This is a genomic window from Rhizobium metallidurans (assembly GCF_014196505.1).
In the GTDB taxonomy this organism is placed as follows: Bacteria; Pseudomonadota; Alphaproteobacteria; order Rhizobiales; family Rhizobiaceae; genus Rhizobium; species Rhizobium metallidurans.
The window spans coordinates 1-22,261 of the sequence record NZ_JACIDW010000008.1 but is presented as its reverse complement, the minus strand read 5'-3'; the positions used below and the strand labels follow the sequence as shown (position 1 = coordinate 22,261).

23 protein-coding genes and 1 pseudogene are annotated in these 22,261 nt (G+C 64.2%); 22 read left to right on the top strand and 2 right to left on the bottom strand.

Annotated elements, in window-relative coordinates; translation table 11 throughout:
• Window positions 1-30: 30 nt before the first annotated feature.
• The 6 genes and pseudogenes from GGQ67_RS13610 (at window position 31) to GGQ67_RS13585 (ending at window position 5,219) form a co-directional block, all read left to right on the top strand.
• Complete coding sequence (locus tag GGQ67_RS13610; protein ID WP_183900696.1) at window positions 31-1,062, top strand: glucokinase; 1,032 nt, start codon at window positions 31-33, stop codon at window positions 1,060-1,062.
• A gap of 93 nt (window positions 1,063-1,155) precedes the next feature.
• Window positions 1,156-2,943 (top strand): ABC transporter ATP-binding protein, encoded by a 1,788-nt coding sequence (locus GGQ67_RS13605; RefSeq protein WP_183900695.1) that lies wholly within the window; start codon window positions 1,156-1,158, stop codon window positions 2,941-2,943.
• Between the two features lie 23 nt (window positions 2,944-2,966).
• The gene (gene dapB / locus GGQ67_RS13600) at window positions 2,967-3,791 is read left to right on the top strand and encodes a 4-hydroxy-tetrahydrodipicolinate reductase (RefSeq protein ID WP_183900694.1); all 825 of its coding nucleotides are present in this window, start codon (window positions 2,967-2,969) and stop codon (window positions 3,789-3,791) included.
• A gap of 21 nt (window positions 3,792-3,812) precedes the next feature.
• A complete protein-coding gene (locus GGQ67_RS13595) occupies window positions 3,813-4,448 on the top strand; it encodes a 2,3-bisphosphoglycerate-dependent phosphoglycerate mutase (protein WP_183900693.1) in 636 nt (211 codons plus the stop codon).
• Window positions 4,449-4,546: 98 nt separating this feature from the next.
• Window positions 4,547-4,912: pseudogene (locus GGQ67_RS13590) on the top strand (type II toxin-antitoxin system RelE/ParE family toxin).
• Window positions 4,896-5,219 (top strand): helix-turn-helix domain-containing protein, encoded by a 324-nt coding sequence (locus GGQ67_RS13585; protein WP_112428009.1) that lies wholly within the window; start codon window positions 4,896-4,898, stop codon window positions 5,217-5,219. Before GGQ67_RS13590 ends, GGQ67_RS13585 begins: the two are co-directional and overlap by 17 nt.
• 3 nt (window positions 5,220-5,222) lie before the next feature.
• Here GGQ67_RS13585 and phnF read toward each other — a convergent pair whose 3' ends face one another.
• Window positions 5,223-5,954 carry a phosphonate metabolism transcriptional regulator PhnF gene (gene phnF, locus GGQ67_RS13580; RefSeq protein WP_183900692.1) on the bottom strand — a complete coding sequence of 244 codons (732 nt, stop codon included), beginning with the start codon at window positions 5,952-5,954 and terminating at the stop codon, window positions 5,223-5,225.
• 116 nt (window positions 5,955-6,070) lie between these two features.
• Between phnF and phnG the strand changes: the two genes are divergently transcribed.
• From phnG to GGQ67_RS13545, 7 genes are all read left to right on the top strand, one after another.
• Window positions 6,071-6,556 (top strand): phosphonate C-P lyase system protein PhnG, encoded by a 486-nt coding sequence (gene phnG, locus GGQ67_RS13575; protein ID WP_183900691.1) that lies wholly within the window; start codon window positions 6,071-6,073, stop codon window positions 6,554-6,556.
• On the top strand, window positions 6,556-7,179 hold the full coding sequence (gene phnH, locus GGQ67_RS13570; RefSeq protein ID WP_183900690.1) for a phosphonate C-P lyase system protein PhnH: 624 nt from the start codon (window positions 6,556-6,558) through the stop codon (window positions 7,177-7,179). Before phnG ends, phnH begins: the two co-directional genes overlap by 1 nt.
• A gap of 3 nt (window positions 7,180-7,182) precedes the next feature.
• On the top strand, window positions 7,183-8,292 hold the full coding sequence (locus GGQ67_RS13565; RefSeq protein WP_183900689.1) for a carbon-phosphorus lyase complex subunit: 1,110 nt from the start codon (window positions 7,183-7,185) through the stop codon (window positions 8,290-8,292).
• On the top strand, window positions 8,289-9,170 hold the full coding sequence (locus GGQ67_RS13560; protein ID WP_183900688.1) for an alpha-D-ribose 1-methylphosphonate 5-phosphate C-P-lyase PhnJ: 882 nt from the start codon (window positions 8,289-8,291) through the stop codon (window positions 9,168-9,170). The genes GGQ67_RS13565 and GGQ67_RS13560 overlap by 4 nt, the downstream gene beginning before the upstream one ends.
• Before the next feature lie 190 nt (window positions 9,171-9,360).
• Window positions 9,361-10,137: a phosphonate C-P lyase system protein PhnK gene (gene phnK, locus GGQ67_RS13555; RefSeq protein WP_183900687.1), complete on the top strand. Its 777-nt coding sequence runs from the start codon at window positions 9,361-9,363 to the stop codon at window positions 10,135-10,137.
• Between the two features lie 69 nt (window positions 10,138-10,206).
• The gene (gene phnL, locus GGQ67_RS13550; protein WP_112981688.1) at window positions 10,207-10,917 is read left to right on the top strand and encodes a phosphonate C-P lyase system protein PhnL; all 711 of its coding nucleotides are present in this window, start codon (window positions 10,207-10,209) and stop codon (window positions 10,915-10,917) included.
• Window positions 10,914-11,531, top strand: a complete 618-nt coding sequence (locus GGQ67_RS13545; RefSeq protein ID WP_183900686.1) for a DapH/DapD/GlmU-related protein — start codon at window positions 10,914-10,916, stop codon at window positions 11,529-11,531. The genes phnL and GGQ67_RS13545 overlap by 4 nt, the downstream gene beginning before the upstream one ends.
• A 62-nt stretch (window positions 11,532-11,593) precedes the next feature.
• Here GGQ67_RS13545 and GGQ67_RS13540 read toward each other — a convergent pair whose 3' ends face one another.
• Window positions 11,594-12,517, bottom strand: coding sequence for a DMT family transporter (locus GGQ67_RS13540; protein ID WP_183900685.1), 924 nt, complete (start codon window positions 12,515-12,517; stop codon window positions 11,594-11,596).
• Window positions 12,518-12,772: 255 nt separating this feature from the next.
• Here GGQ67_RS13540 and rsgA point away from each other — a divergent pair, with 255 nt between their 5' ends.
• From rsgA to phnN, 9 genes are all read left to right on the top strand, one after another.
• Window positions 12,773-13,792, top strand: a complete 1,020-nt coding sequence (gene rsgA, locus GGQ67_RS13535; RefSeq protein WP_183900684.1) for a ribosome small subunit-dependent GTPase A — start codon at window positions 12,773-12,775, stop codon at window positions 13,790-13,792.
• 136 nt (window positions 13,793-13,928) lie between these two features.
• Window positions 13,929-14,516, top strand: coding sequence for an NYN domain-containing protein (locus GGQ67_RS13530; protein WP_183900683.1), 588 nt, complete (start codon window positions 13,929-13,931; stop codon window positions 14,514-14,516).
• Between the two features lie 206 nt (window positions 14,517-14,722).
• Window positions 14,723-15,565, top strand: a complete 843-nt coding sequence (gene phnC, locus GGQ67_RS13525) for a phosphonate ABC transporter ATP-binding protein (RefSeq protein ID WP_183900682.1) — start codon at window positions 14,723-14,725, stop codon at window positions 15,563-15,565.
• 101 nt (window positions 15,566-15,666) lie between these two features.
• Window positions 15,667-16,578, top strand: a complete 912-nt coding sequence (gene phnD / locus GGQ67_RS13520; RefSeq protein WP_183900681.1) for a phosphonate ABC transporter substrate-binding protein — start codon at window positions 15,667-15,669, stop codon at window positions 16,576-16,578.
• A 70-nt stretch (window positions 16,579-16,648) separates the two neighbouring features.
• Window positions 16,649-17,629: a phosphonate ABC transporter, permease protein PhnE gene (gene phnE, locus GGQ67_RS13515; RefSeq protein WP_183900680.1), complete on the top strand. Its 981-nt coding sequence runs from the start codon at window positions 16,649-16,651 to the stop codon at window positions 17,627-17,629.
• Window positions 17,629-18,975 carry a phosphonate ABC transporter, permease protein PhnE gene (gene phnE / locus GGQ67_RS13510; RefSeq protein ID WP_183900679.1) on the top strand — a complete coding sequence of 449 codons (1,347 nt, stop codon included), beginning with the start codon at window positions 17,629-17,631 and terminating at the stop codon, window positions 18,973-18,975. The genes phnE (GGQ67_RS13515) and phnE (GGQ67_RS13510) overlap by 1 nt, the downstream gene beginning before the upstream one ends.
• 120 nt (window positions 18,976-19,095) lie before the next feature.
• Entirely contained in the window at window positions 19,096-19,791 is a 696-nt protein-coding gene (locus GGQ67_RS13505) for a DUF1045 domain-containing protein (RefSeq protein ID WP_183900678.1), read from the top strand.
• A 12-nt stretch (window positions 19,792-19,803) separates the two neighbouring features.
• On the top strand, window positions 19,804-20,958 hold the full coding sequence (locus GGQ67_RS13500; protein ID WP_183900677.1) for an alpha-D-ribose 1-methylphosphonate 5-triphosphate diphosphatase: 1,155 nt from the start codon (window positions 19,804-19,806) through the stop codon (window positions 20,956-20,958).
• Window positions 20,955-21,569, top strand: a complete 615-nt coding sequence (gene phnN / locus GGQ67_RS13495) for a phosphonate metabolism protein/1,5-bisphosphokinase (PRPP-forming) PhnN (RefSeq protein ID WP_183900676.1) — start codon at window positions 20,955-20,957, stop codon at window positions 21,567-21,569. The genes GGQ67_RS13500 and phnN overlap by 4 nt, the downstream gene beginning before the upstream one ends.
• The last annotated feature ends 692 nt before the right edge of the window (window positions 21,570-22,261 follow it).

The following is a 22,261-nucleotide window of genomic DNA, read 5'->3' as shown; positions in this document are numbered from 1 at the left end:
GCGCGCCGACGCGCAACAACGGAACCTGCCATGCACCAGCTCGATACCAGCGACGCCTCCATGCCCTTCCCGATCCTGATCGGCGATATCGGCGGAACCAACGCCCGTTTCGCCATCATCGAGACGGCGGATGCCGAACAGGTCAATTTCCCGAACGTGCGCACCGCCGATTTCGAGACCATCGACGACGCCATCCGCGCCACCATCCTGGAAAAGAGCGCGGTCAAGCCGCGTTCGGCGATCCTCGCGGTCGCCGGCCCGATCAGCGACGACGAGATCCCGCTGACCAATTGCGACTGGGTCGTTCGCCCCAGGACCATGATCGAAAATCTTGGGCTCGAGGATGTTCTCGTCGTCAACGATTTCGAGGCGCAGGCGCTCGCCATCTCCGATCTGGCGCCGGAGCACCGCGAGCGTCTCGGCAATCCCGACGCCCATGAGGACATGGTCGCCTCCCGCGTCGTGCTCGGGCCGGGCACCGGCCTCGGCGTCGGCGGCCTCGTGCATGCGCGCGGCGCCTGGATCCCGGTTCCGGGCGAGGGCGGCCACGTCGATCTCGGGCCGCGCAGCAAGCGCGATCTCGAAATCTTCCCCCATGTCGAGACCATCGAGGGCCGCGTGTCCGCCGAGCAGATCCTCTCCGGCCGAGGCATCGTCAATCTCTACCGCGCCATCTGCGCCGCCGATGGCATCGCGCCCAGATACAGCGATCCGGCCGACATCACCTCGCATGCGTTGGCCGAAAGCGACCCGGTCGCCGTCGAGACCATCTCGCTGTTTTCGACCTATCTCGGCCGCGTTGCCGGCGACATGGCGATGATCTTCATGGCCCGTGGCGGCGTCTTCCTCTCCGGCGGCATCAGCCAGAAGATCCTGGGTGCGCTGCGCAAGCCCGAGTTTCGCGCCGGTTTCGAGGACAAGGCGCCGCATACGGCACTTCTCTCGACCATCCCGACCTATGTCGTCACCCATCCGCTGGCGGCGCTTTCAGGCCTCTCCTCCTACGCCCGCCGGCCCGATACGTTCGGCGTGTCGACCGATGGCCGGCGCTGGGGTCGATAGCCGATCTAGCCAAACGGGCGTCAACTCTTTATAGAGCCGCTCGAGCGCGGGCCGCACTTGCGGCTCGCATGACCACGAGACAGGAAGTCTTTATTGCGTTCATCCGATCCCCAGCAGCGACCCGTTGACAGCGGTACGGTCACCGCCGTTCTGAAGCGCATCATCGCTGAAAACGGCCGCGAGCACATCTGGGGCTACGTCGTCGCCATCGGCTGTCTTGTCCTCGTCGCGCTGTCGACGGCCTTTACCGCCTGGATCATGCGCTCGATCATCGACGAGGCCTTCGCCAACCGGCGTGCCGATGTCGTGTGGATCATCTGTCTGGCGATCTTCATCGCCTTCGTCGTGCGCGGCTTCGCCAGCTATGGCCAGGCGGTGGCGCTGTCGAAGATCGGCAACAACATCGTCGCCCGTTACCAGAGCCGTCTCTACGTGCATCTGATGACGCTGTCGGTCGGCTATTTCAACGAGGCGCGCTCGGCCCGCATCGCCGCCCAGGTCAGCCAGAATGTCGGCGGCATCCGCGATGTCCTCAACCTGACGATCACCTCCACCGCCCGCGATCTCCTGACCTTCGTGGCGCTCCTCGGCGTCATGGTCTATCAGGACCCGCTGCTCAGCCTCGCCGTCCTGATCCTGGCGCCGCCGCTGCTTCTGGCGCTGCGCTACCTTTCCAAGCGCCTGCGCCAGGCCACCAAGGAAGCGATCGACCTCAACAGCCACGTGCTCGGCGCCATGCAGGAGACCATCCAGGGCATCTCCATCGTCAAGGCCTTCACGATGGAGGGCCAGCTCGAGGAGAAGGTCAACAAGATCATCGTCGCCGCCGAGGGACGCGCCAACAAGATCGCAAGGCTGTCGGAGCGCAACGCGCCGATGACCGAAAGCTTCGCCGGTTTCGCCGTCGCCAGCGTTCTTGCCTATGCCGCCTACCGCTCGATCTATCAGAACGTGCCGCCCGGCGCCTTCTTTTCCTTCGTCACCGCGCTGCTCCTGGCCTACGATCCCGCCCGCCGCCTTGCCAAGCTGCAGGTGCAGATGGAGCGCGCCGCCGTCAACGCGCGGATGATCTACGAACTGCTCGACATGGAGCCGCGCCAGCGCGACCTGCCGGATGCCAAGCCCCTGGTCGTCACCGAGGCCCGCATCGAGCTGAGGCACGTCGCCTTCGCCTATGGCAACGACAATGTGCTCGATGGCGTCGACATGGTCGCCGAAGGCGGAAAGACCACCGCGCTCGTCGGCCCCTCCGGCGCCGGCAAGTCGACGATCATCAATCTCATCCCGCGCTTCTACGATCCGAAGGCCGGCCAGATCCTGATCGACGGCCAGGACATCGCCCATGTGACCAAGAAGTCGCTGCGCGAGCAGCTGGCCTATGTCTCGCAGCAGCCCTATCTCTTCGAAGGCTCGATCCGCGACAACATCCGCTACGGCCGTCCCGATGCCAGCGATGCCGAGATCGAGGAAGCCGCGCGTCTGGCCTATGCCCACGATTTCATCGTCGCCCAGCCGGAAGGCTACGACACGCCGGTCGGCGAAAACGGCGTGACGCTCTCGGGCGGCCAGCGCCAGCGCCTGTCGATCGCCCGCGCGCTGGTGCGCAACGCGCCGATCCTGCTTCTCGACGAAGCGACCTCCGCGCTCGATACCGAATCGGAAGCCGCCGTCCAGAAGGCGCTCGACGAAGCCATGACCGGCCGCACCGTCGTCGTCATCGCCCACCGCCTCTCCACTGTCGTCCGCGCCGACAAGATCGTCGTCATGCAGCAGGGCCGCGTCGTCGAAGAGGGCAATCACGAGACGCTTGCGAAGCGTAGCGACGGTCTTTACGCTCGCCTCAACAATCTTCAGAGGCCCGCGGCCTCCGAGACTTTCTGATACGTGAATGATGGACGCCTGACATGAGCGATGCTGCGATGAAACTGGTGGTGGTTGGTGCAGCGGGCCGCATGGGACAGGCGCTCATCCGCATGGTGCACGAGATCGAAGGCGTCGTACTGCACGCAGCCGTCGGCCGCCCGGGCTCGCCCTTCATCGGCAAGGATGCTGGCGAGATCGCGGGCCTCGGCCCCAACGGCATCCTGATCGGCGACGATCCGCTGGCCGCGTTCTTGCACGCCGATGGCGTGCTCGATTTCACCACGCCGGCGACCACCAATGAATTCGCCGCGCTCGCCGCCCAGGCCCGCATCGTCCACATCATCGGCACGACAGGCTGCTCGGTCGAGGACGAACGGAAGATCTCGGCCGCCAGCCGCCATGCCCGCATCGTCAAGTCTGGCAATATGGGCCTCGGCGTCAATCTGCTCAGCGTTCTGGTCGAACAGGCCGCGCGCGCGCTCGATCCCGCCGATTGGGACATCGAGGTCCTCGAAATGCACCACAAGCGCAAGGTCGATGCCCCCTCGGGCACCGCCCTGCTGCTCGGTGAAGCCGCCGCCAAGGGCCGTGGCATCGATCTTTCAACCCACTCCGTGCGCGTCCGCGACGGCCACACCGGACCGCGCGAAGCGGGCACGATCGGCTTTGCCACGCTTCGCGGCGGCTCCGTCATCGGCGAACATTCCGTCATCTTCGCCGGCGAGGGCGAGCGCGTCTCCATGGCCCACAGCGCCGGCGACCGCTCCATCTTCGCGCGCGGCGCCGTCAAGGCGGCGCTCTGGGCGCGCGACAGGAAGCCCGGTCTCTATTCCATGCTCGATGTTCTCGGGCTTTCCCAAAACTGATCTTTTTCGGAGGCATTTCTCATGAGTGGTACCCTCGTCCTCGTTCGCCACGGCCAGAGCGATTGGAACCTGAAGAACCTTTTCACCGGCTGGAAGAACCCGGAGCTCACCGAGCTCGGCGTTCAGGAAGCCAACACCGGCGGCAAGGCGCTCGCGGATTACGGCATCAAGTTCGACATCGCCTTCACCTCCGACCTGAAGCGCGCCCAGGACACGCTGAAGATCATCCTTGAGAACGTCGGCCAGACCGGGCTTGAGACGATCAAGGACCAGGCGCTGAACGAGCGCGACTACGGCGATCTCTCCGGCCTCAACAAGGACGACGCCCGTGCCAAGTGGGGCGAAGAGCAGGTCCACATCTGGCGCCGCTCCTACGACGTTCCCCCTCCGGGTGGCGAAAGCCTGCGCGACACTGGCGCCCGCGTCTGGCCCTATTACCTGACGGAAATCCTGCCCCGCGTGCTGCGCGGCGAAACCGTGCTCGTCGCCGCCCACGGCAACTCGCTGCGCTCGCTGGTGATGGTGCTCGACAAGCTCACCAAGGAACAGATCCTCGGCGTCAACCTCGCGACCGGCGTTCCCATGGTCTACAAGCTCAACGCCGACTCGACCGTCGCTTCCAAGGAAGTCCTCGGCGACATGTCCGGCGCGCACTGAGCTCCATCGAATATTCTGCAAAAGGCGCGACCTTGGCGGTCGCGCCTTTTGCATTTCTAAATCTTGAATTCGGTAGCACTTGGTGCTACTTTTTCTTGGTGAGCGAGCGCGTCTTCAAAACATCGTGGTTTGCCAGGGCGGCACGGAAGGCGCGCATTCCGGACGCGGATCTGTGCCGCGCGATCCGTCAGGTGGCGCAAGGTCAGGCGGACAATCTCGGAGGCGGGGTTTTCAAGAAGCGCCTCGACGACAACAGGCACCGTTCGATCATTCTGACAAAGGCCGGTCAATTCTGGGTCTACGAATACTTGTTCGCCAAGCAGGATCGGGCGAATATCGAGGATGATGAACTGGTGGCCTTTCGCCAGCTTGCGAAGGCTTAAGCGGCATTGAACGACCGTCAGGTTGAAGAGTTGCTGCGTGTCGGCCAATTCAGGGAGATATGCAATGACGACCCGGCGTAAGTTCAAGTCCGATGCCTTCGAGGCCATCCATTCCTCCGCGGAGGCGCTGTTCAAGGTCGGTGGCATCGATAAGGCGACGCTGCGTGGTTTCGACGAGGCATGTCTGACCGCGCCGCCGGAACTCGCTCCGCAGGAGATCAAGGCGCTGCGCGAGCGCAACAATGTCAGTCAGCCGGTCTTTGCCCGCTACCTAAACACCAGCGAATCCACCGTCCAGAAATGGGAGAGCGGCGCCAAGCGGCCGAGCGGTCTGGCGCTGAAACTACTCTCGGTCGTCGAGAAGCATGGGCTTGAGGTCCTAGGATAGTCCTCAATTCTCGATCGTGAACTGCACCCGGTCGGCCGCGAACCGCGTTACCGAATATTGCACCGGCACGCCGTCGAGATCGGTATTCATCGCCTTGGTGATCAGCACGATCGCGCCCGGCGTCAGCTCCAGTGCCGAGAGGTCGGCGGCCTCGGCGTGGGCGGCGGTGATTTCGGTGGTGGCGCGGATATAGTCGGATAGGCCGAGTTCGGCGAAGGCGCGGGTGATCGATTCCGTCGTCTCGTAGGCGTCCGGCATGCCCGCGAAACGCGCCGCCGGAAACCATGAGGTCGCGCTCGAGACCGGCCGTCCATCCGCCTTGCGCACCGTCTCCAGCCGGATCACCTTCGTACCCGGCGCAAGCTTCAGCCAGCGCGCCACCTCGTCGTTTGCCTGCTCCTCGCCATGATCGAGCAGCAGCCCGCGCGTCTCGCGCGCCTGCTCGCCGATGCCGCTGTTGAAGCGCGTCCGCTTGCTGATCGGGAAGTTCAGCCGTTCCTTGCGCTCGATCAGCGTGCCGCGGCCCTGCACGGCGCGCACGATCCCTTCCTGAGCCAGGGCCGCCAGCGCGCTGCGCACCGTATGGCGATTGACGCCGAACTGCACGGCGAGCGTCATCTCTGGCGGTACCATGCCCGTTTCGTCGTAGGCGCCGGCGCTGATCGCCTGGCGAATCCGGTCGGCGATCTGCCGCCACAGCGCCACGCCCGTCTGTCTCTGAACCTGCCCAGCCATTTTAGCCCTTTATCTTACGCGTCCCCGAAATGTCACACGCTTGTCACCTCGGCGATTTAGGTCTAGGTATAGCTTGTATGGTTGTCTATATCAATAGACATTTAAAGGATGTGGCGATGACCTTGGCGGAAAAGAAGGTAGGCAAGACCGAGCTGAGTGAGGGCGACCGGGCGCGCAAGCGCACCGTCGATCTGCTCGCCCGCGCCGAGCGGCGGGAGCTGGAAGCGGCCTGGCAGGCATTGGTGGAAAAGCCGGCAGCACAAGCCGTGCGCGGCCCCGAAACCGGCCTCGTCATGGTGCGCGGCCGCATGGGCGGCGGCGGTGCTGCCTTCAATCTCGGCGAGGTCACCGTCACCCGCGCCACCATCCGCCTCGCTTCCGGCACCATCGGCCATGCCCAGGCGCTCGGCGCCGATCGCGAAAAGGCCCGCCTCTCGGCGATCTTCGATGCGCTCTGGCAGGAGCCGGCCACTCGCGACGCCATCGAAACCACCCTGCTTGCGCCGATCGCCGCGCGCGTCGCCGATGCCGATAACAAGAAGGCCGACGAGACCGCGGCCACCCGCGTCGATTTCTTCACCATGGTTCGCGGAGACGACTGATGCCCCTCAAGACCGAAACGCATAACGCTGATGCTCTCTCCGGCGGCTTCGCCGAGCCGGTGTTCCACGCCCAGAGCGTCTTCAAGCTGATGATGGATGCCATGGCCCGTCCCGGCACCATCCAGACCGTGTCGCCCGATGCCGAGCCGCCGGCTCCGCTCGGTATCGCCGCCGGCGCCATCGCGCTGACGCTGTGCGATCACGACACCCCCGTCTGGCTCTCTCCGGCCTTGGCCAAGTCCGCCACGCCGCAATGGCTCGGCTTCCACACCGGCGCATCGGTGACGCCCGAAAAGGCCGAAGCCCGCTTCGCCTTTGTCGATGAGAGCGCCACGCTCTCCTCCTTCGGCCTGTTTGCCTCCGGCACGCAGGAATATCCCGATCGTTCGACGACGCTCGTCATCGAACTGCCCGATCTCGAAGGTGGTCGCCGTCTCGCTTTGATGGGCCCCGGCATCAAGACCGTCACCGACGTCGCGCCGCTTGGGTTGCCAGAACGCTTCCTGCATCTGTGGACGGAAAATCGCGCGCTCTTCCCGCGCGGCGTCGACATCGTGCTCACCTCCGGCAGCCGTTTCCTTTGCCTGCCGCGCACCACCAAGATCACCGCAACGGAGATGTGACCCATGTATGTTGCCGTCAAAGGTGGCGAGGCCGCCATTTCGAATGCCCACCGCCTGCTCGCCGATCGCCGTCGCGGTGATCGCGCGCTCCCCGCCATCGGCATCGAGCAGATCGTCGCGCAGTTGACGCTCGCCGTCGACCGCGTCATGGCCGAAGCCTCGCTCTACGACCGCACGCTGGCGGCACTCGCCGTGCGTCAGTCGCGCGGTGATATGATCGAGGCGATCTTCCTGTTGCGCGCCTACCGCACGACATTGCCGCGCTTCGGCTATTCGCAGCCGATCGACACGGCTCAAATGAAGATCGAGCGCCGCGTGTCGGCTACCTACAAGGACCTGCCCGGCGGCCAGCTGCTCGGCCCCACCTTCGATTACACGCACCGTCTGCTCGACCCGTCGCTGCTTGAGGATGGCCCGATCGAAGAGCCGGTGCTGCGCGAGGCCGAAACCGGCCGCGTCATGCGCGTCTCCGAAATCCTCGCCCATGAAGGCCTGATCGAGGGCGATGGCGAAATGCCCGAGGATCACGAGATCGGCGATCTCACCCGCGAGCCGATGGAATTCCCGATGAGCCGCGACCTGCGCCTGCAGGCGCTCGCCCGTGGCGACGAGGGCTTCCTCTTGGCGCTCGGCTATTCCACCCAGCGTGGCTATGGCCGCAACCACCCCTTCACCGGCGAAATCCGCATCGGCGAGGTCGAGGTGGAGTTCGATGTGCCCGAGCTCGGCTTCGCGGTTTCGCTCGGTTCCATCCAGGTCACCGAATGCCAGATGGTCAACCAGTTCAAGGGCTCCTCCAAGGTGCCGCCGCAGTTCACCCGTGGTTACGGTCTGGTCTTCGGCCAGAGCGAGCGCAAGGCCATGTCCATGTCGCTGGTCGATCGTGCGCTGCGCGCCGGCGAGCTCGGCGAGGATATCACCGCGCCCGCGCAGGACGAGGAATTCGTCATCTCGCATGCCGATAACGTCCAGTCGACCGGCTTCGTCGAGCATCTGAAGCTGCCGCACTACGTCGATTTCCAGGCCGAGCTCGATCTCGTCCGCCGCATGCGCAACGACTTCGACGCCGCCCGCAACGGTGGCGATGACGATCTCAAGGAGGCAGCCGAATGAGCGATCTCGCCACGTACAACTTCGCCTATCTCGACGAACAGACCAAGCGGATGATCCGCCGCGCCATCCTGAAGGCGATCGCCATCCCCGGCTATCAGGTGCCCTTCGCCTCGCGCGAAATGCCGATGCCCTACGGCTGGGGCACCGGCGGCGTACAGGTCACGGCCTCGATCATCGGCCCGGATGACGTGCTGAAGGTCATCGACCAGGGCGCCGACGACACCACCAACGCCGTCTCCATCCGCGCCTTCTTCCAGAAGGTAGCCAATGTCGCGGTCACCACCCACACGAAGGATGCCACCATCATCCAGACCCGCCACCGCATCCCGGAAGAAAAGCTCGGGGCGGGCCAGGTGCTGGTCTATCAGGTGCCGATCCCCGAGCCGCTGCGCTTCCTCGAGCCGCGCGAGACCGAGACCCGCAAGATGCACGCGCTCGAGGAATACGGCCTCATGCACGTCAAGCTTTACGAGGACATCGCCCATAACGGCCGCATCTCCAAGACCTACGCCTACCCGGTCAAGGTCGCCGGCCGCTACGTCATGGACCCGTCGCCGACGCCGAAATTCGACAATCCGAAAATGCACATGTCGGATGCGCTGCAGCTCTTTGGCGCCGGCCGCGAAAAACGCATCTACGCCGTCCCGCCCTACACCGAAGTCGTCAGCCTCGATTTCGAGGATCACCCTTTCGAGATCCAGCGCTTCGGCAAGCCCTGCGCGCTCTGCGGCGCCGAGGACGTCTATCTCGACGAGGTGATCCTGGACGACAAGGGCGGCCGGATGTTCGTCTGCTCCGACACGGATCACTGCGAGGACCGGCGGGAGCATGGCCATGCCGGCGAAATGCTGGCGCAGGGCAGGGAGGCTGCGGAGTGAATTCGATCAACCACAAAGACCCCTCCCCAACCCCTCCCCACAAGGGGGAGGGGCTTCCTCGGCGCTCGCCGCGAGTCCTCTCCCCCCTTGTGGCGGGGTCCGAAGGACGGGACGAGACCGTTGTCTCGTCCCCTCTAGCCGGCAGGCCAGAGGGGGACTTTAGCCGCACGTTCCAACGGAAGACATTGTGATGACCGACACCCCCCTTCTCAAAGTCAACGACGTCTCGAAATTCTACGGCAACCGCACCGGCTGCAAGAACGTCTCCTTCGAGCTCTGGCCCGGCGAGGTGCTGGCGATCGTCGGTGAATCCGGCTCCGGCAAGACCACGTTGCTCAACTGCATCTCCACCCGCCTGATGCCGACCACGGGAAGCGTCGAGTATCACATGCGCGACGGCCAGTACCGAGACCTCTACCACATGAGCGAGGCCGAGCGCCGTTTCCTGATGCGCACCGACTGGGGCTTCGTGCATCAGAATCCGGCTGACGGTCTACGCATGACGGTGTCGGCCGGCGCCAATGTCGGCGAGCGCTTGATGGCGATCGGCGATCGGCACTACGGCAATATCCGCGCGACCGCGGTCGATTGGCTGAGCCGTGTCGAGATCGACGAGAGCCGCATCGACGACCAGCCGCGCGCCTTCTCCGGCGGCATGCGCCAGCGCCTGCAGATCGCCCGCAACCTTGTCACCGGCCCGCGCCTCGTCTTCATGGATGAGCCGACCGGTGGTCTCGACGTCTCCGTCCAGGCCCGCCTGCTCGATCTCGTTCGCGGCCTCGTCAACGATCTCGGCCTCGCCGCCATCATCGTCACCCACGATCTCGCCGTCGCCCGCCTGCTGTCGCACCGGATGATGGTGATGAAGGACGGCCACGTCATCGAGCACGGCCTGACCGACCGGGTGCTCGACGATCCCCGCGAGCCCTACACCCAGCTCCTCGTCTCCTCGATCCTGCAGGTCTAATCGAAAGCGCGATCCGTAAGCCGGCTAAGGATTGCGGATCGCCACCAGCGAAACCAGGGAAAGTCAATCATGGCAACGCCACTCGTTGTTTCGGAAGTCTCCAAGAGCTTCACCATGCATCTGCGCGACGGCATCAAGCTGCCTGTCGTCTCGGATGTCTCCTTCTCCGTCGCCTCGGGCGAATGCGTCGTGCTCGGCGGCCCCTCGGGCATCGGCAAGAGCTCGCTGTTGAAGATGATCTACGGCAACTACGCGGTCGATAGCGGCCAGATCCTGGTGAAGCACCAGGATCGCATCGTCGATCTCGCCACCACCGATCCGCGCACCATCATCGAGGTGCGCCGCCAGACGCTGGGTTACGTCAGCCAGTTCCTGCGCACCGTGCCGCGCGTCGCGGCCATCGATGTCGTCGCCGAGCCGCTGGTCGCCCGTGGCACGAAGGCGGATGTCGCGCGCGAAAAGGCAGCCGAGCTGCTCGCGAAGCTCAACCTGCCGGAAGCGCTCTGGCAGCTCCCCCCCGCCACCTTCTCCGGCGGCGAGCAGCAGCGCGTCAACATCGCCCGGGGCTTCATCACCGACCATACGATCCTGCTGCTCGACGAGCCGACCGCCTCGCTCGATGCCAAGAACCGCGCCGTCGTCGTCGAGATGATCGCCGAGAAGAAGGCCAAGGGCGTCGGCCTGCTCGGCATCTTTCACGACGAGGAAGTGCGCGAGGCCGTCGCCGACCGCATTCTCGACGTGCAGAAATTCTCGCCACGGAGGCCGATCGCAGCATGAGCCGCAAGATTGGCCTCGAGCCCTATATCCACGAGACCGCCTCGGTGAACAATTCGACGCTCGGCCGCTATACCGAGCTGTCGGAGCGCTGCCGCATCGACGAGGTCGAACTCGGCGATTACTCCTACGTCATGCAGGATGGCGCCATCTGGTGCGCCACGATCGGCAAGTTCGTCAACATCGCCGCCTCCGTGCGCATCAACGCCACCAACCACCCGACCTGGCGCGCCACGCTGCACCACTTCACCTACCGCGCCGCCGATTACTGGCCGGATGCGGATATGGAGACGGAGTTCTTCGAATGGCGCCGCTCCAACCGCGTCACGATCGGCCATGATGTCTGGATCGGCCACGGCGCCACGCTCCTGCCCGGCGTCAACGTCGGCAATGGCGCCGTCATCGGCGCCGGCGCGGTCGTCTCCAAGGATGTCGCGCCCTACACCATCGTCGGCGGCGTCCCCGCCAAGCTGATCCGCGAGCGCTTTCCGAAAGAGATCGGCGAGCGCATGGACAAGCTAGCCTGGTGGGATTGGGAGCACGACCGGCTGCGCGTGGCGCTCGCCGATTTCCGCGCGCTGAGCGCCGAGGACTTCCTGGCGCGATACGAGGCCTGAGCCTCCTATCCGACCGCATCAGACCTCTCCGGCGCGGATGGATCACCAGTCGCGTCGGAGGCTTAGCTGAGGCTCATCAGCGCCGTGCCGGCGATGGCAAGTGCCGCGCCACCCCAGGCATGCGCGCGCGGCATCTGCCCGCTGCGCAGCCACACCATCGGCAGGATGACGACAGGCGTCATCGAAGACAGCGTCGAAACGATCCCGACATTGCCGGTCTTCAGGGCCGCCATCAGAAGCGACATCCCGAGCGCCGTGCCGAAGAAGGCGGCGGTGGCCGCAAGGCGGAAATCCCGCATCCGAAAGCTGTTCGCCTGCGCCCGCACCCGGGGCAGCGCCAGAAGCGCCCAGAAGCAGAGAACCGCCAGCCCCGAGCGCACCGCCATCGCCGTGAACGGCTCGACACCACCAGCCATGGCCGGCCGCGCCGTCAGGCTGCCCAGCGCCTGCCCGAGCGCGGTGACGACCCCGAGCGTTATGCCGAGCATCGACACGGGCGGCGTGGACGGTGCCGGCTCCGCGATCGGCTCGCCATCGGCAAGCGGGATCATCGGCGCCGGGCGGCGCCGGCGAAAGCCGATGGCAATCACGATGCCGCAGAGAATGAGCACGACCCCGAACCCCTGCCGCAGGTCGATCGTCTCGCCCAGCGCGACATATCCGAGCACCAGCGCGAAAGGCGAGGCCAGCGAAAACAAAAGCGCCGTCACGCGCGGCCCGGCGGTATAGATCGCCGCGAAATAGGTGGTGCTGGCAATCACGATCCCGAACACGCTGGAGGCGAGGAGCGACCCGAGCTGCCACGCCCCGAGCGTCGCCCAGCCGCCGACGACGGTCGCCGCCAGCGCCGTCATCACGAAGGCCGCGGTCAGCTGCCAGCGCGCCAGCTGCATCAGCGGCACGCGGCCGTTGAGCTCGTTGATGAACATCGAGCTGAGCGCGATGCAGGTGGCCGAACCGATGGCGAAGGCTTCCGAGACGAACATGAAATTTTCCTTGGGGGCTTTCGCAGCTTTCGGGAAAGTCTCGGCGGAAATCAAGGTCGTCAGATGGGAATTGCGAGAGATGCACCGATCTTCGTCGGGGGCCTTCCGCCCCGGGATCATCCGTCGCAAGCCGCTTCGAGGTATTGCACGCTCAAACCCCGTATCTTCCCGGCGAAGCTTCCGTTAATGTCCGCCGCACCAGACGTCCCACACGGAGCCGACCTTGACCCATAAGCCGCAGTCCCCGGTGAGCCTTTGACGACCGATCACGAAGCGACATTCCTCGCCTCGCTCGGCTGGTCTGAATTCTTTTCCGATCAGCTGACGGATGACGATCATGGCTTGATACCCCGCCGCATCGCCGAAGTGCATCGCAGCCGCCTGAGCGTCACCTCGCTGGATGGCCTGATCCGGCTCACGATCTCGCATCAGCTCAACACCTCCGAATTCGCCGTCGGCGACTGGGTCCTGGTCGATCCCGACGACGACAGGCTGGTGCGCCGGCTGGAGCGCCGCACGCTTTTGCAGCGCCGGGTCGAAGGGCGACAGGGCCAGCAGCTCGGCGCCGCCAATGTCGACACGCTTCTGATCGTCACCTCCTGCAACGCCGATTTCAACGTCGCCCGCCTCGAGCGCTACATGGCGCTCGCCAATCAGGCGGAGACCACGCCCGTCATCGTCTTGACCAAGGCCGACCTCGCCCCCGATGTCGCGGAATACGAAGCGCAGGCGAAAGCCCTGCAGCGCGATCTCGCGGTAGTAGTCCTCAACGCCAAGAGCGAGGATGCCGCTTCAACACTCGGTCCATGGAGCGGCTTCGGCCAGACGCTGGCGTTGATCGGCTCGTCCGGCGTCGGCAAGTCGACGCTGGTCAATGCGCTGGCGGGGCTGAGCGGTGAGGGCTCGCAGGCCACCGGCGGCATTCGCGAACGCGACGCCAAGGGCCGCCACACCACCACCGCCCGCTCGCTGCACGCCATGGAAGGCGGCGGCTGGGTCATCGACACGCCGGGCATGCGCACGCTCCACGTCAGCGATGTGCAGGAGGGGATCGAGCAGGTCTTCTCCGAGATCACCGAGCTTGCCGAACACTGCCGCTTCCGCGACTGCACCCACGATCACGAACCCGGCTGCGCCGTCCAGGCCGCCGTCAAATCCGGCACGCTGGCGCCCGAGCGCCTCGCCCGCTGGCGGGTGCTGCGCGACGAGAACGACAAGAACACCCCGAAGATGACCGGGCCGAAGGGCAACAAGGTGCTGCAGAAGCGCCGCTGAGGGGCGGGAGGCGTTGTTACGGACGATTTCAATTGACTAATGGCGTCGCTGTAGCATTATCATTCTATATCCGTACGCCCGTAGGCGGGCACGTATCTTGAGACCCCCAAGGCGACGAGCCGAGGGGGTCTTTTATTTGAAGAACGTTGCGGTGTTGATCGATGGCGGCCATGTTCGCGTTTTGGCGCGAAACGCCGGAATGAACTACAATCCCGATTACATTGAGAAGATAGCCAAGGCTTGCGTTGAGCCGGATGAAGACGCTTTCCGGTTTTTCTATTACGATTGTGCGCCGTACAGCGGAACGATCAAACTGCCGGTGTCAGCGGAACCTAAGACCTTCGCAGGCTCGGATGCCTGGCTGCGAGAGCTTGCTGCGAAAGATCTCTTTGCTGTCAGGCTGGGCGTACTGAAGTTTCGCGGCTTCAAACCGAAAAAGATCCTGCCGGCCGGACAGGCGGTGACGGATAACGACTTCAAGGCGGATTTCGAACAGAAAGGCGTCGATATGCGCATCGGCCTGGATATCGCTACTTTCTGCGCATCGAAGGCTGTCGATAGGCTGGTACTGCTGACCGGCGACACCGATTGCATACCAGCAATGAAATACGCGCGTATCGCAGGCTTGCAGATTGTCCTGGTTGGGTTTCCCAACCGGGCCGCATCCAACGAAATGCTGTGTCACGCTGATATCGAACGTCGAGTAGCTTGGCCGGCTCAATAGGGCTGTTGCCAATCCAGGCGATTTCCTTCAGTTCACCCGGCCTTTTTGCCGCTGATGTCTGTCACAATAAGGTGAACGGCGCTGTCACAAATGAATCCACAGCAGCCCCAATTGTGACAGCAGTTACATAAAACTGACATTCACCGTTCATCCATCAAGCCTAATGCACTCCCTCATATCGCGTCTGGACTATGAGGAAGAGCATGATGTTCGAGCTGAAGAATGTCACCCGTCAATTCGGCAAGAAGACCGCCGTTGACAGCGTGACGCTTGACATCCCTCAGGGCCAGATGGTCGGTATCATCGGCCGTTCCGGCGCCGGCAAGTCCACGCTTCTGCGCATGATCAACCGCCTGCAGGAGCCGACGTCGGGCTCCATCCATTTCAACGGCACCGAGGTGTCGGGCCTGCGCGGCCAGGGGCTGCGCAACTGGCAGCGCGATTGCGCCATGATCTTCCAGCAGTTCAATCTCGTGCCGCGTCTCGATGTGATGACCAACGTCATCCTCGGCCGCCTCAACCACCGCTCCACGGCGCTGAGCCTGCTCGGCATCTTCACCCGCGAGGAACGCGTGCAGGCGATCGCCGCCCTCGAGCGCCTCGGCATCGAGCAGACGGCGCTGCAGATGGCCGGCACGCTGTCGGGCGGCCAGCAGCAGCGCGTGGCGATCGCCCGCGCCCTCATGCAGGCGCCGAAGATGCTGCTCGCCGACGAGCCGATCGCCTCGCTCGACCCGCTGAACGCCAAGATCGTCATGGACGCGCTGCGCGATATCAACGAGCGCGAGGGCATCACCGTCATCACCAACCTGCACACGCTCGACACCGCGCGCAGCTATTGCGAGCGCATCGTCGGCATGGCCGGCGGCCGCGTCGTCTTCGACGGCAAGCCGTCCGAACTGACGGCCGATGCCGTCAACGAGATCTACGGCACCGACAAGAACGGCGCCGGCATCGACGAAACCATGACGTCCACCAGCCTCGATAACATCAAGGGCAAGCAGGACGCCGTATCGCGCGTGATGGCCGCCTCCGCCGTCATGCGCTGACAAGTTTCCGGCCGGGGGAAAAAGCCGGAAAGCGACGATCCCCACCATCTCAGCAGTCACTTATCTCAGCGTCACTGAAAATGTCACCAAAGGAGACTACCATGTCTGCGTTCCGCAAGATCCTGATGGCCACGATCGCCATCGCCACCGTTGCAGGCCAGGCCTACGCCCAGGACGTCAAGGTCCTGCGTATCGGCCTCGACGGCGGTGAAAACGAAGCCGACCAGGTTCGCCGCACCGAGTGCGTACGTCCGGGCCTCGTTGCCGCCACCGGCGTGTCGGAAGTCCAGATCTTCCCGTCGCCGAACTACAACGGCGTCATCCAGGGCCTGCTCGGCGGCACCATCGACCTCGCGGTCATGGGCGCTTCCTCCTACGCCTCGATCTACCTCAAGGATCCGAACGCCGTTACGCCGGTTCTGACCACCAAGCAGGAAGACGGCTCGACCGGCTACTACTCGATCATGGTCGCCCGCAAGGATTCCGGCATCAAGACGCTCGCCGACGCCAAGGGCAAGAAGCTCGGCTTCGCCGATCCGGATTCGACCTCGGGCTACCTCGTCCCGAACGTCTCGCTGCCGAAGGACATCGGCATGCCGGTCAAGCAGTATTTCTCCGAGACCGGCTTCGGCGGCGGCCATGAGAACCTCGTTCTCGGCGTCCTCGACAAGAAGTTCGACGTCGGCACCACCTTCGGCTCCGCCACCGGCGACTGGGCCCAGGGCTACACCTCCGGCAACCTGCGCATCATGGTCAGCAAGGGCCTGCTCGACATGGACGATATCGTCCAGGTCTGGAAGTCGCCGCTGATCCCGAACGGCCCGCTGATGGTGTCCAACAAGCTGCCGGCCGACATCCAGAAGAAGGTCACCGCCTACTTCGCCGACCTGCCGAAGACCGACAAGGGCTGCTTCGACAGCTTCACCGGCGGCGGTTATGTCGATTGGTCGCCGGTCGACCAGTCCTTCTACCAGACGATCATCGACGCTCGTAAGTCGGTTATCGGCGGTTGATCCGAACCACTGAGTAAAGTCGCGGCGGCATCATCATGGTGCCGCCGTTCGCTCAACAAGGATGCTCATAATGGCGCACGTGGCCGAACCCGACCACCTGGGCGGACTGCAGCAAGGCTCCCGCACAATTCTCGATCACTACCAGAGCCAGGTCCGGACACGGCGTATCTACACCGTGATCTCGATCGTCGTGTTCCTGATCGTCCTCGGCGCCTCGCTCGATTTCGCCAACAGCGCCAATTCCGGCAAGTTCTTCGAGCGCCTTCCCTATCTCCTCGACTTCATGAAGCAGTTCGTGCCGGACAGCCCGCTGGAAATCTTCCGCGCCATGTTCGACCTGCCGTCGCCCTATGCCGATGGCTCGATCAAGTACGATTACGTCAGCGACCGCATCTACATCACCGACAGCTTCTACATCCCGAATTTCTTCTACCAGCTGGCGATCACCATCAACGTCGCCATCGTCTCGACCATCATCGGCGCATCCGCCGCCTTCCTGCTCTGCTTCTTCGCCTCGACCAATCTCGTCGGCGCCGGTTTGACCCGCTGGGTCGTGCGCCGCATCATGGAAATCCTGCGCGCCTTTCCCGAGATCGTCATCGCCGGTCTGCTCGCCGCCATCCTGTCGATCGGTCCGATCTCGGCCATCATCGCGGTCTCGATCCATACCACCGGCGCGCTTGGAAAGCTGTTTTTCGAAGTGGTCGAGAATGCCGACATGAAGCCGGACGAGGGCCTGCGCGCATCCGGCGCCAGCTGGCTCGAGCGCGTCCGCTTCGCCATCCTGCCGCAGGTCATGCCGAATTTCGTCTCCTACGCGCTGTTGCGTCTCGAGATCAACGTGCGCGCCTCCACCATCATCGGCGCCGTCGGCGGCGGCGGCATCGGCGAGGTCTTCAGCCTGTCGATCGGCCGCGATCACGCCGCCAAGACCTATGCCATCATCATCATGCTTCTCGTCACCGTCGTCTGCGTCGACCAGTTCTCCGCTTGGCTCCGCCGCCGCATGATCGGCAAGCAGTCCTTCGAATTCGGCCGGGGAGCAGCCTGATGTCGTCGCTCACAGTCAATGCCGCCGATCGCCAGCGCCTGCTGGAGACCTATCCCGAAGTCTTCCATCGCAGCTTCATGCAGCGCTTTGGCCTCGCCCTCGTCGCCGGCCTCGTCATCGTCTACCTCGCGCTCTCGTTCAATTTCTTCAAGGTCATCCCGACCTTCGTCAACGGCAACTGGGACCGCGCCTCGATCTACATCCAGGATTGGTATTCCTGGCGCGCCCAGCCGCGCCTGCGCTTCGTCGATGGCAAGGTCACGCCGCAATGGAACAGCCGCGGCCAGTATCCGAGGGATGCGGTCATCGACTGGATGCTGCCGACAGCCGCGGGCGGCTATACCGTCACCTACGGCAGCGATGCCGACCGCCTGGAGGTGACGCCCACGCGCGTCGACGTCTATCTCGGTGGCAAGCTTTATCCGGTCGAGATATCGAAGGATCGCGCCATCCTGCCGCCGGGCGCGCCGGCAGCCATGAAGCAGGACGACAGCAAGGTCACCGTCTCCTTCGGCTTCGAGGGCCAGGCGGAAATCCGCACGACGCAGGTCTATGTGCAGCGCCGCTTCCTCGGCTGGGCCAATTTCTTCTTCGACACGCAATCGCCCTTCTGGGGCAGGAGCTTCGTCGAGGTCGCCGGCCTCATGCTGTCGGGCGATCGCATCGATCCCAACATGTCCAATGCCTCGCTCGCGCTCGACAATTTCCTGAACAATGCCAGCTGGCAGCACGGCGATATCCTGTCGAAGCTGATGCAGACGCTGGTCATGGCATTCGTCGGTACGCTGCTCGGCACGCTCTTCGCCTTTCCGCTGGCCTTCATCGCCGCGCGCAACATCACGCTCAACCGCTCGGCGAACTGGGTGACCAAGCGCCTCTTCGATTTCCTGCGCTCCATCGACATGCTGATCTGGGCGCTGTTCTTCACCCGCGCCTTCGGCCCCGGGCCCATCCCCGGCATCGCCGCCATCTTCTTCACCGACACCGGCGCGCTGGGCAAGGTTTATGCCGAGGCGCTGGAAAACGTCGACGACAAGCAGCGCGAGGGCGTGAAATCGGTCGGCGCTTCCCCTGCGGTCGTCCAGCGCTTCGGCGTGGTGCCGCAGGTGCTGCCGATCTTCATCTCGCAGTCGCTGTATTTCTGGGAATCCAACACCCGCTCGGCCACCGTCATCGGCGCCGTCGGCGCCGGCGGCATCGGCCTGAAACTGCTGGAATCGATGAAGACCAATTCCGATTGGGACAAGGTGGCCTACATGGTGCTCCTCATCCTCATCGTCGTCTTCGTCTTCGACAACATCTCGAATGCGGTGCGCTCGCGCGTGATGGGCAAAAAGACCCATTGACGGGTCGCAATCATCATCATTCTGTCACGGAAATCTTTTAGCCGGAAGCAAGCTTGCGGTGGGCGGTCAAATCACGGCACACTGCCTCCCGCACTCACATTCATTTCCGGGATACGCGCCTTGCGATACGCACTCTATTTCACGCCGCCGAAGGGTGATCCCTTGAACGTGGCGGCAGCCCATTGGCTCGGTCGCGATGCCTTCACCGGCGAAACTTACCCGGCTCCCGATTATCCTGAGCTCCCGGCCGCCGAACAGTTCGAGCTCACCGCCGACCCGCGCCGCTATGCCTTCCACGCCACCATCAAGGCGCCGTTTCATCTCGCCTCCTCGGTCACCGAAAAGGACCTGTTGCAGGCCGTCGAGGATTTCGCGGACCGTACGCCGGCCTTCGAGATACCCGAGCTCGTGCTCGGCCAGCTCGGCCGGTTCTTCGCCCTCGTCCCGGGCTCCCTGCATCCGCCGCTTCAGCAATTCGCGGCCTCCGTGGTAAAGTCGTTCGAGCCTTTCCGCGCGGCGCTGTCGGAAGCCGATATCGCCCGGCGCAATCCGGAAAAGCTCGGCGAAAGCCAGAGGGCCAATCTGTCGCGCTGGGGCTACCCTTACGTGATGGATGACTTCGGGTTCCACATGACGCTCTCTGGCCAGGTGCCGGAAGAGCGTGCCGAGGTGATGAAGACCATTCTCGCCGAGCGTTTCGCCGCCTTCACCGGCCGGCCGCTTTTGATCTCCGGCCTTGCCGTTTTCGTCGAAGAGACGCGCGGCGCGCCGTTTACCGCCCATTCCTGGTGGCCGCTTGCCGCCGCAGACCGTTGAAAGTCCGACACAATGACCCCCGTTGCCAATACCAAAGAAACCGTCTTCTCCAACGCCCGCATCGTCCTCGAGGATGAAATCGTCGAAGGATCGGTCCTCGTTCGCGACGGCAAGATCGAGGATATCGCAAGCGGCAGCTCCCGCCTCGGCGAGGATTTCGAAGGCGATTACCTGATCCCCGGCCTGGTCGAGCTGCACACCGACCATCTCGAGGGCCACTATTCGCCGCGGCCCGGCCTGCGCTGGAACAAGACGGCGGCGATCCAGGCGCATGACGCCCAGATCGTCACGTCGGGCATCACCACCGTCTTCGATTGCCTGCGCATGGGCGCCGACGAGGATGGCGGCTTCGAGCATGGCGAAATGCGCGACATGGCCGATGCCATCCAGAAGGCCGAGAAGGAGGGCCGCCTGCGCGCCGAGCACCTCATCCACCTGCGCTGCGAAGTCTCCGCCGACAACGTGCTGCAGCACTTCGCCGATTTCGAAAACGACCCCTATGTCCGCCTCGTCTCGCTGATGGACCATGCGCCGGGCCAGCGCCAGTTCCAGACCATGGACCAGTACATCTTCTACTACCAGAAGAAGCGCGGCCTCACCGATGCCGAGTTCGCCCGGTTCGTCGATCGCCGCGTGTCCGAATCCGAGCGCAACTCGACGCCGCACCGCGTCGCGATTTCGAAAGTCTGCGCCGAGCGCGGCATCACCGTCGCCAGCCATGACGACGCCACGCTCGCCCATGTCGACGAGGCGATCGAAAACGGCGTGCGTCTCGCCGAATTCCCGACCAGCTTCGACGCCGCCAAGGCCTCGCATGAAAACGGCATGAGCGTCCTGATGGGCGCGCCCAATATCGTGCGCGGCAAGTCGCACTCCGGCAACATCGCCGCCCGCGATCTCGCCGAGCGCGGCGTGCTCGACGTTCTCTCCTCCGATTACGTGCCGCTCAGCCTGCTCTACGCACCCTTCCTGATCGCCGACGAAGTCGAGAGCATCTCGCTGCCGAAGGCGATCGCCATGGTCACGTCGACGCCGGCTCGCACGGTCAGCCTCAACGATCGCGGCCGCATCGCAACCGGCCTGCGCGCCGATCTCGTCCGCGTCTTCCGCGACGAGGGCGTTCCGGTCAGCCGCTCCGTCTGGCGCGAAGGGCGCCGGGTCGCATGACCGCGCACGAAACGCATCCCTCGCACGAGCCCCACGTCGTTCCCGGCACCGAGCACGGCATCATGGTGGTCGTGGTCGGTCCCTCCGGCGCCGGCAAGGACACGCTGATGGCGGCAGCCGCCCGGCATTTCCGGGGCCGGCAGGACGTCCATTTCGTCCGCCGCGTCATCACCCGTGATCACGATGCCGGCGGCGAAGATCATCTCGCCGTCTCGCCCCAGGGCTTCGCCTCGATGGAGCAGGCCGGCAGCTTTTCCGTCTGGTGGGAAGCCCACGGCCTGAAATACGGCATTCCCTCGGAAGTCTCGGTGTCGCTGTCAGCTGGAAGCCTCGTCATCGCCAACGGCTCGCGCTCGGCCCTGCACCATTTCCACGCCGTCTTCCCGCGCCTGAAGGTGATCAACGTCACCGCCCGCGCCGACGTGCTGGCGAGCCGCCTCGAGGCCCGCGGCCGCGAGACCCACGAGGACATCATGGCCCGCCTGGCCCGCGGCCCGCTCACCGTGCGCGGCGATTACGACGTCGTCGATCTCGACAATAGCGGCTCCCTGGAACAGGGCGAACGCCGCATGGTTGAAGTCCTCGAGGGCTTCCTCCAGGAGATCGGCTGAAACGATGCGGGCGATAGGCCCACGTCGCGGGGATAATAATCGTTTGTGGCAAGAAATGTCGCAGCGATATCAGCCGCTTGCGGATTTCACCGTTCCCATCCATCCCCGCTGAAACTGTCCAGCCGATACTGATGGCGTCATTGGACAGGGAGCCGGGTCGCGAACCGGATCTGACACATCAGGGCGCAAGCCCGGCGTCCGGTGATGGTTGTTGAAAGGTGGATGTTGCGGTCGTCAGGACCTCTCATCCATTCGGAAGCGAAAGGTCGAGAGACGCTCCTGTCGGCCTGGATATCCGGAAGCCTCGATGCGATCGGGCAGGCGATATTGCCTGACACTTCTATTTTACACCGACCACCGCTTGCCCATTCCCAGCTTTTCATGCCGTCGCGGAGAGTTCTCCGGCGCGGGGTTTTGTGGTGTTCGTATTGCTAGCGTCGCAAAGTTTGCGCCCGTGGCCCCCTCATCGCCTCGCTGTCGCTCCGGCACTTCTCCCCGCTGGGGAGAAGAGGCTGGGCGCACCCGCTTTGCCCAACCTCGAATTTTCGCAACGGGAGAGATCGAGGCGAGCGCCCGGCCACAGGTCTCTTCTCCCCTGCGGGGAGCAACCATGTCTCATCCTTTCACATATTTCGGCGTCCATTCGGTCTGTCGGGTGAGGATTGTGTTGGCGAGAATGACGAGTTTGCGGG